Source organism: Xenorhabdus kozodoii (assembly GCF_002632875.1).
GTDB lineage: Bacteria > Pseudomonadota > Gammaproteobacteria > Enterobacterales > Enterobacteriaceae > Xenorhabdus > Xenorhabdus kozodoii.
In genome coordinates, this window is sequence record NZ_NJCX01000050.1 from 1 (window position 1) to 6,970 (window position 6,970).

General features: G+C 45.3%; 13 protein-coding genes. 6 read left to right on the forward strand and 7 right to left on the reverse strand.

What is annotated here, in order from left to right:
• Positions 1–139 precede the first annotated feature (139 nt).
• The 7 genes from Xkoz_RS18635 to Xkoz_RS18650 form a co-directional block, all read right to left on the reverse strand.
• Entirely contained in the window at positions 140–466 is a 327-nt protein-coding gene (locus tag Xkoz_RS18635; RefSeq protein WP_099143435.1) for a hypothetical protein, read from the reverse strand.
• Entirely contained in the window at positions 463–648 is a 186-nt protein-coding gene (locus tag Xkoz_RS23630) for a hypothetical protein (protein ID WP_244183522.1), read from the reverse strand. Before Xkoz_RS23630 ends, Xkoz_RS18635 begins: the two co-directional genes overlap by 4 nt.
• Complete coding sequence (locus Xkoz_RS23635) at positions 629–829, reverse strand: hypothetical protein (protein ID WP_244183523.1); 201 nt, start codon at positions 827–829, stop codon at positions 629–631. Before Xkoz_RS23635 ends, Xkoz_RS23630 begins: the two co-directional genes overlap by 20 nt.
• A gap of 16 nt (positions 830–845) precedes the next feature.
• Positions 846–1,055, reverse strand: coding sequence for a hypothetical protein (locus Xkoz_RS18645; RefSeq protein ID WP_099143436.1), 210 nt, complete (start codon positions 1,053–1,055; stop codon positions 846–848).
• A 42-nt stretch (positions 1,056–1,097) separates the two neighbouring features.
• Positions 1,098–1,259 carry a host cell division inhibitor Icd-like protein gene (locus tag Xkoz_RS26480; RefSeq protein ID WP_099143416.1) on the reverse strand — a complete coding sequence of 54 codons (162 nt, stop codon included), beginning with the start codon at positions 1,257–1,259 and terminating at the stop codon, positions 1,098–1,100.
• A gap of 3 nt (positions 1,260–1,262) precedes the next feature.
• Positions 1,263–1,427, reverse strand: a complete 165-nt coding sequence (locus Xkoz_RS21430) for a hypothetical protein (RefSeq protein WP_167386629.1) — start codon at positions 1,425–1,427, stop codon at positions 1,263–1,265.
• 286 nt (positions 1,428–1,713) lie between these two features.
• On the reverse strand, positions 1,714–2,118 hold the full coding sequence (locus Xkoz_RS18650) for a helix-turn-helix domain-containing protein (protein WP_244183524.1): 405 nt from the start codon (positions 2,116–2,118) through the stop codon (positions 1,714–1,716).
• 108 nt (positions 2,119–2,226) lie between these two features.
• Between Xkoz_RS18650 and Xkoz_RS18655 the strand changes: the two genes are divergently transcribed.
• From Xkoz_RS18655 to Xkoz_RS18680, 6 genes are all read left to right on the forward strand, one after another.
• A complete protein-coding gene (locus Xkoz_RS18655) occupies positions 2,227–2,436 on the forward strand; it encodes a helix-turn-helix transcriptional regulator (RefSeq protein ID WP_099143438.1) in 210 nt (69 codons plus the stop codon).
• 195 nt (positions 2,437–2,631) lie between these two features.
• Positions 2,632–3,423, forward strand: coding sequence for a helix-turn-helix domain-containing protein (locus tag Xkoz_RS18660; RefSeq protein WP_099143439.1), 792 nt, complete (start codon positions 2,632–2,634; stop codon positions 3,421–3,423).
• Between the two features lie 14 nt (positions 3,424–3,437).
• Positions 3,438–4,022 (forward strand): ATP-binding protein, encoded by a 585-nt coding sequence (locus Xkoz_RS18665; protein WP_099143440.1) that lies wholly within the window; start codon positions 3,438–3,440, stop codon positions 4,020–4,022.
• On the forward strand, positions 4,019–5,380 hold the full coding sequence (locus tag Xkoz_RS18670; RefSeq protein WP_099143441.1) for a replicative DNA helicase: 1,362 nt from the start codon (positions 4,019–4,021) through the stop codon (positions 5,378–5,380). The genes Xkoz_RS18665 and Xkoz_RS18670 overlap by 4 nt, the downstream gene beginning before the upstream one ends.
• A gap of 14 nt (positions 5,381–5,394) precedes the next feature.
• Positions 5,395–6,255, forward strand: a complete 861-nt coding sequence (locus tag Xkoz_RS18675; protein WP_167386630.1) for a helix-turn-helix domain-containing protein — start codon at positions 5,395–5,397, stop codon at positions 6,253–6,255.
• The gene (locus Xkoz_RS18680; protein WP_099143443.1) at positions 6,248–6,670 is read left to right on the forward strand and encodes an antiterminator Q family protein; all 423 of its coding nucleotides are present in this window, start codon (positions 6,248–6,250) and stop codon (positions 6,668–6,670) included. Before Xkoz_RS18675 ends, Xkoz_RS18680 begins: the two co-directional genes overlap by 8 nt.
• The last annotated feature ends 300 nt before the right edge of the window (positions 6,671–6,970 follow it).

A 6,970-nucleotide genomic window follows, 5' to 3' on the forward strand; every position in this document is an offset into this window, starting at 1 on the left:
TTAATTTGACGTGAATAAATGCCTTTCGTTTTCTTTCAAGCAAAGTTGATTGAGTCATTTTTTATTCCCCATTTTTAGGGTGAGTGTTTCCCCAGCGATGGCGCTGTAATTAAATTTGTTTTGTTATTTTTATAATTAGTTATTGTTGTGTTTTTTGGCTGAATTTTTTCCTTTCCCTTTCTCTTATTTCATTCTCTGCTTTAAAAACATTTTCGTATTCCGCTTCGATAATAAGGGGCACTACAGTTAGCAGATGTGCTATTCTTTCTAGATCAATCATGGCATCATCTTGGGAGTATTCTGCACTATGAACTGCGGCACTTGCTAAATTACCAATGGCTTTCATTCCATTTGTTATTGAGAATATGACATCCTCACTTGAAGAAACTAAATAACCTAAATTATCATCTTCCATTTTTTGCAAACGTTCTTTGTTAACAGAAATGTGTTTTCGGATGTCATTCATGAGTATTTTATTCCTCTGACTCGTGTTATTTCTTGCAATGCTTTATGATTGATTTCAGTTGCGATACTTAATATATAAGCATCCTCTCCACTTAAGTGCCCTTCCATCCAAAGATGTAAAAGTGATTGTAATTTCTCTAACAGGTTTTGAACTTCTTCTAATTCAAGATTTTTGTTTTCCATTATCATGTTCCTCCAATATATCCCTTAACCGTTGAGCTAAATTACATGCCTGACGATAAATACCACGACACATTAAATAAGTGCCTGGCTCGGCTTCATTTTGAATTGCAGTTACTACGGGAAATATTGCGGCCTCAATTTCTTCTGCAATTTCGACGGCTGTTTCTAATTCTCTTAACATATTTCACCTTGAGTTATTATTCTGAGTAATTATTTAATTCATCAAGATCGCGATTTTGACATATTGATAATCTAAGTACCGTTCTCAACATTGAGTAAGCATCAATTCCAACATCGCTCTCGACTTTTTTTAATAATGGTATTAATAAAGTCTGCATTTCTTCATTAATTTCCAGTGCATTCTGGAGGTGGAATTTGCCACCAATCGATAGCTTGTTTTTTTTCATATTACCTCACCTTATATTTCCTCAAAATTAATATTATTTATCTCAGTTACGATTAACTATTTGACCCATCCAGCCTAAAATTACATGCGTAGGAGCTAGTGACTTTCTCGCTTCCTGCTCATTAGTTGCCTGAGCCTTAATACATATAGGGCGGCTTTGTTTCATGTTGGAGCGCTCTATTGCGCCGAAGATAAAAGTTTTCATGATTTATTCAGCGTTCCCAATTTCTTTGGCTCTTTCGCTCAACAATTCGATAAGTTGTTGAGCGATGCTTTTTGCGCGTTTATTATCCATTTTTCCTAATATCATCACTGCTTCTAGCACCGTGTGCAGATCAAGGAAATCTTCTTTTGAAATTGCATTATCGAACATGAGTCACTCCGTGATTAACCATTTGTCTTGATACCCCGTAACCTTTTTAAACTTTGTGTTTTGCGGTATCTAAACGATACAATATGTACCTTACCGGGTCAATACAAAATGTACCATTATTTTTAATATCTGTAATGAACAAAAAATGTAATAGGGGAAGCTGCCTTGCAACCAGAATTGAGGACAAAAAAAAGCCACCACTGGTGGCTTATATAATATTTTATCGAAAAATTATGATCGGCATAACATTTTGCAGCGTTATGATTTACAGACGGAAATTCTTTTGTTAACGTGCTTTCTTGCCAAACTTCGCCAGCATTTCGGTAAAAATCGCATTAAAATGCGCCGATTTTGCCCTCAATTCCCGCAAAAATCGCTCCGCTTCCTCTGAAGGGAGGCTGTCGAACAAACTCAACAGCTCTTCTTGCTCTTTGGTTAGAGTGTTGGGTTCGATATTGACAGCGTGGGACGCCTGTTCTCCTAATGTGGAAATGGTGCCATCGGAATTCAGAACAACCTGCTTAATTCCTAAAAAATCTAGGATCATAGCGATCTCCTTGATTGATGGCTCTCTTCTTCCGTTTAGCCAATGACCTATCGCACCTCGTGTGATACCTAGGTGTTCGGCTAATTTGTCGTATGTGATGCCATCAACCTTCATTCGGTCTTTGGCAATATCAAACCAGTTCATATTCATACCTTAATTATACAAATTGTACCTATTTCATCAATAAACATATTGTATCTTAGTATTGCTATATTTGATACATTATGTATCATTTGAATGAGGAGGAGCGAAATGAACAAGATAAAAAAAATTAGAACTGGTCTAGGGATCACTCGAAAAGGGTTAGCAGAAATAGTGGGGTGCACTCCTGGTGCGATAGGGCATTACGAAAATGGAAGACGAAAACCTGATCTTGCCGTTTGCAGGACAATAGTTTCCGCTTTTAGGGGGCGAGGAGTTGAACTCACGCTAGATGATGTCTTCCCACCACCAGAGGAATAAGCATGTTTCCAATTTCACCAAAGTCACCATGCCATCGCATTTCTACCCTGACGATGGCGTGTGGATTCAGGAGATGCTGGGGAGAAGGCCCATGAATAGCTTTCAGTCGGTTGCTGTTTGTGCGCTGGCGCTGTTGGTGATCCCGATATGGGGAGCGTGGTTGTTGTTAGGTGTGATGCAACGGGAGCGATCTGTATGAGTATGAGTTTGATGGTCAGGGCAATGAGCACCAAAGTAGGTAATCCACTGAGAAAGCTGGTGCTCATCAAGCTGGCCGATAATGCAAATGACAAAGGGGAATGTTGGCCTTCGTATCAGCATATTGCTGATCACTGTGAATGCAGCAAAAGTGCGGTGAGAAGCCACATTGATTCACTCATTGGAATGGGATTGCTTATCAAGGAAAACAGGCTGGGTAATCACAGTGGTAAAGGGAATGCGTCAAATCTTTATTACCTGAATTTATCGGCTGACCCTGTATCACCAGAAAGCATACCCCCTATGCCACCAAAAAGCACAGCTATGCCATCTACTGACACCCCTGTGCCGTCAGATGGCATACCCCCTGTGCCGTCAGATGGCACCAGAACCAGTCACTCTTTTGAACCAGTCAAAGAACCAGTCAGTAAACCTAATACACCCCTTACCCCTCACGGGGCTGGGCAGGGTAAAAAAGTAAAAAAATTAAAATTTGATCCGTTGACTGCCAAGCCAGAAAACGTCAGTGCAGATACATGGGCTGACTGGGTGAGGTTCAGACGGGAAATCAAAAAGCCCCTGACGGAAACTAGTTGCCGACAGCAGGCCAAACAACTGGCGGGATGTCCAGATCCTGATCAGGTGATTTGTACCTCCATCGCCAATAGCTGGCAGGGACTATTTCCCGACAAACTCAAACCCGGCCGGGCACAGCAACCCAACACACACACGGGCTTTGAGCACAAACACTACGAAGCGCACGGTGCGCACTGGACAAAAAATCTTTGATTGGGAGGGAGGTCATGGAAATAAACAATTTCGGCACACTGAACATTGCCCCACGTTTTGCCCAGGCAACCTTTGATACCTATCAGCCGCAAAATCCTGAGGCGGCGCATAACCTGAAAACCTGTCAGGGTTATGTCCAGACATGGGCGGAGCGTAAGGCGGGCGGGGAGGGGTTGATCCTGTGTGGGCGTCAGGGAACAGGAAAAACTCACCTTGCCGTAGCCATCTGCCGCGAGATTGCCGCAAGGGGTGATGAAGATGTTTTTATCACTACCGCATCACGCATCATCCGGGCTTTTCGTCGTTCGTGGAATAGCGAAGGTGAAATGAGCGAATTTGACACCCTGCAATTTTACAGCGAGCTGGATTTGCTGGTGATTGATGAAATCGGGGTGCAGTACGGCACAGAATCCGAGCGCAATATTTTGTTTGAAGTCTTGAATAACCGCTATGAAGACCTGTTGCCCACCATCCTGATCAGTAACTTGCCCGTGACTGAATTAACCCAATTCTTGGGAGACAGGACACTGGATCGGTTGTTTCAGGGCGGCACGGTGTTGGCATTTGACTGGGACAGCTACCGGAGGGTGATAGCATGAATGAGTATGATTTAGAAAGTGCCGTGATTAGCGGGTTGCTGTCAGGCGGCGCGACACCTGATGCGTATGACGTATTGGCAACTCTGCCCGATGAGGCGTTTAATTCCACTTACCTGCGTCGGGTCTATGGGGAAATCAAGAAGCAGGCGCTGAGTAGTGCCATTATCGATCCCTTTTTCATTGCGGATGCGATGGGGGAGGAAAAGGGCACCCTGGCTAACTTACTGGAACTGGCAAAGTCCCCTGTCTGGCAGGCCAATTTAAAAGGTTATGCTGAGAAAGTTATGAGTTACTGGCGCGTTCGTCAGGTAACCGACCTCATCAACCGTTACCAGAAAGACATTCAGGCATGCGGTAACCACACTCAGGCCGAAGAGCTGATTAGTGCCTTTTCCTCCCAGTTCAGCGGGTTATCTTGGGGTGACAGCGGTTTACAGCCCGTTTCGATTGGCACGCTGCTTGACGGTTACGTTGAAATTCTGGAGTCCCGTAACCAGGGAAAAACTGGCATGGTCTTTACGGGGATTGAACCGCTGGATGAGATGACCGGCGGATTTAACCCGACTGATTTGATATTGTTGGGTGGACGTCCGGGTATGGGTAAAACGGAGCTGGCGCTGTGCATGATTGACGGCATGACCCGCGACGGTGGCGGTGCTTTGTTGTTTTCCATGGAAATGGCGGCGCAACAGATTGCTGAACGCATGGTGGCCGGCTCGGCGCACATGCCCGTCGTCAAACTCAGGAATTGCGACCTGTATGACGAAGATTGGGGGCGCATTGGAAACGCACTCGGCGCGTTGAAGGATCGGAATATCCATATACTGGACGCCAGTAACCTGAGCATCGAACAAATCTGCGCCATTAGTGAAACCCATAAACGCCGCCATCCCAACCTGCGGGGCATTTTCGTGGACTATCTGGGGCTGATTAAAAAACCCAAGGCCGATCGCCACGATTTGGCGGTGGCGGAGATATCGAAAGCGCTTAAGGGGTTGGCTAAACGCCTGCATACCCCAGTTACCGCATTGAGCCAGTTATCAAGGGATGTGGATAAACGCCCATTAAATCAGCGCCGCCCTATTGCGGCCGATTTGCGGGATTCCGGCTCACTGGAGCAGGATGCAGATCGTATTCTCTTTACCTATCGGGATGCGGTATACAACCCGCTCAGCCCAGCCAAACGATACGCCGAAATCATTCTGGACAAGAACCGTCATGGGGAAACTGGCACCGTCTATCAGGAATTCAGGCACGGACATTACCTACCAACCGACCAGATTTCTGCCGCAGAAGTTTGCCGGATGCAGCAACAGGCCAAACAAAAAGAACGCCGCTATACCGACAAGGCACTTTAATGACAGGAGACAGCATAATGACGGACAATTTAGTGCACAAAGCTCTTTTCACTATTCCAGAAGCGACCTACAGCACGGCGCTGGCAACGGTGAAGCCGCTACCGGTTCAGCGCAAAATCACCGGCAACAAACAGGTGGATGCTTACCTGTGGGTGCTGGAGGTGATTAAAACCAATGAACCCGCCCACCTTGAGGCCGCTGAGGAAGCCTTGAAGAAGCTGAAAATCACCCCGAAGGAGGCACAGAAAAAATATTCGGATTATCTGATGAAATCGGGCGCTCATGCTTTCCAGATTGCTTTTGGCACAATGAGCATGGATAACCCGCAGGGTTATATTGATCGGGCAAAAGAACAGATTAAAAAAGCCAGTCAGGTGAGGGCGGCTTTTGCCAGCTATGAAGCGGCACTGGAACTGACCGAACCGGAAAAATTAATGCTGGTGGGGGAATTGGCAGGCATTTATGAGCCTTTCTACTACTGGAACGAAACAGAACAGGCCGAAGGGTGTATGCGCGGTGATCGTGTTAACGAAACTGAGAAATTGCGAAAAGCAACGGCGAAAGGCTTTGCTGAACAGCTCCCCGAACCGCATACCCTGTCTGATGTCGTCCGTGAGTTCCTGTATTGGGATTGGTTATATCAGATGCGCAACGTGGCAGACAAAGAGCTAAATCCGGGCGGATACGGTGATGAGCGGTATTATATCTATGACCGGGAAGATTATCTTGAAGGGAAACTCGCCACCATTCAGCCGATAAGCCGTCAGGAAGCGATAGACGTCTGCAAATGGGTGTTAGAAGAAGAGCGGTTCCATGATCATGAGCTGACCGACAGCATTATCCTTAATCTGGTGGGGGAATGTGTTGATGCGTGACATTCAATTGGTATTGGAGCGCTGGGGGGCATGGGTGGCTGATAATAGTGACGGGGTTTATTGGTCATCTATCGCAGCGGGGTTCAAGGGGTTGATCCCTAATAGAGTCAAGTCCCGTCCTCAGTGTTGTGAGGATGACGCTATGGTTATTTCCAGTTGTATGGCAAAGCTAAACCAGAAAGATAGTGATAACCATGACTTGCTATTTGACTATTACGTATTTGGAAAAACATTCATGCAGTTAGCCCATGAGTATCATTGTTCTGATACGCATATCGGTAAGCGACTCCAGAAAGCAGAAGGGGTTATTGAAGGGATGTTAATGATGCTGGATGTTTCATTGGAGATGGACAAATACGTCCAACTGGAGCCAATGGATATTAACCAACGCCAATTATGCAGTAACTTAAAATAAATCTTTACGATCGTAAAAATACTGCTATCGTGATAAGAGTGATAGCAATGTCACCAGCTTATTGAATTCCCAGACCTCGCTTCGGCGGGGTTTTTCTATTTCTACCAGTAGTAAATCCAACCCACCGTTCATCACGGATAGCGCTATTTGATTACGGATAGTGTTATTTGATAACGGATAACGAATCTAAGGCTGCGCATGGCGTGGCTTTTTTTGTTTTCTGGCTGCGCCAATAAATAGAGTGGAGGGGATAAGGGTGAAATACATGGGAAGTAAATCACGTATCGCAAAATATATTGC

What these genes read in the sequence shown, in the direction of transcription:
- Xkoz_RS18635 (WP_099143435.1), bottom strand. Translation starts at nt 466, where the DNA reads ATGAATGACATCCGAAAACACATTTCTGTTAACAAAGAACGTTTGCAA.
- Xkoz_RS23630 (WP_244183522.1), bottom strand. Translation starts at nt 648, where the DNA reads ATGGAAAACAAAAATCTTGAATTAGAAGAAGTTCAAAACCTGTTAGAG.
- Xkoz_RS23635 (WP_244183523.1), bottom strand. Translation starts at nt 829, where the DNA reads ATGTTAAGAGAATTAGAAACAGCCGTCGAAATTGCAGAAGAAATTGAG.
- Xkoz_RS18645 (WP_099143436.1), bottom strand. Translation starts at nt 1,055, where the DNA reads ATGAAAAAAAACAAGCTATCGATTGGTGGCAAATTCCACCTCCAGAAT.
- Xkoz_RS26480 (WP_099143416.1), bottom strand. Translation starts at nt 1,259, where the DNA reads ATGAAAACTTTTATCTTCGGCGCAATAGAGCGCTCCAACATGAAACAA.
- Xkoz_RS21430 (WP_167386629.1), bottom strand. Translation starts at nt 1,427, where the DNA reads ATGTTCGATAATGCAATTTCAAAAGAAGATTTCCTTGATCTGCACACG.
- Xkoz_RS18650 (WP_244183524.1), bottom strand. Translation starts at nt 2,118, where the DNA reads ATGAACTGGTTTGATATTGCCAAAGACCGAATGAAGGTTGATGGCATC.
- Xkoz_RS18655 (WP_099143438.1), top strand. Translation starts at nt 2,227, where the DNA reads ATGAACAAGATAAAAAAAATTAGAACTGGTCTAGGGATCACTCGAAAA.
- Xkoz_RS18660 (WP_099143439.1), top strand. Translation starts at nt 2,632, where the DNA reads ATGAGTATGAGTTTGATGGTCAGGGCAATGAGCACCAAAGTAGGTAAT.
- Xkoz_RS18665 (WP_099143440.1), top strand. Translation starts at nt 3,438, where the DNA reads ATGGAAATAAACAATTTCGGCACACTGAACATTGCCCCACGTTTTGCC.
- Xkoz_RS18670 (WP_099143441.1), top strand. Translation starts at nt 4,019, where the DNA reads ATGAATGAGTATGATTTAGAAAGTGCCGTGATTAGCGGGTTGCTGTCA.
- Xkoz_RS18680 (WP_099143443.1), top strand. Translation starts at nt 6,248, where the DNA reads ATGCGTGACATTCAATTGGTATTGGAGCGCTGGGGGGCATGGGTGGCT.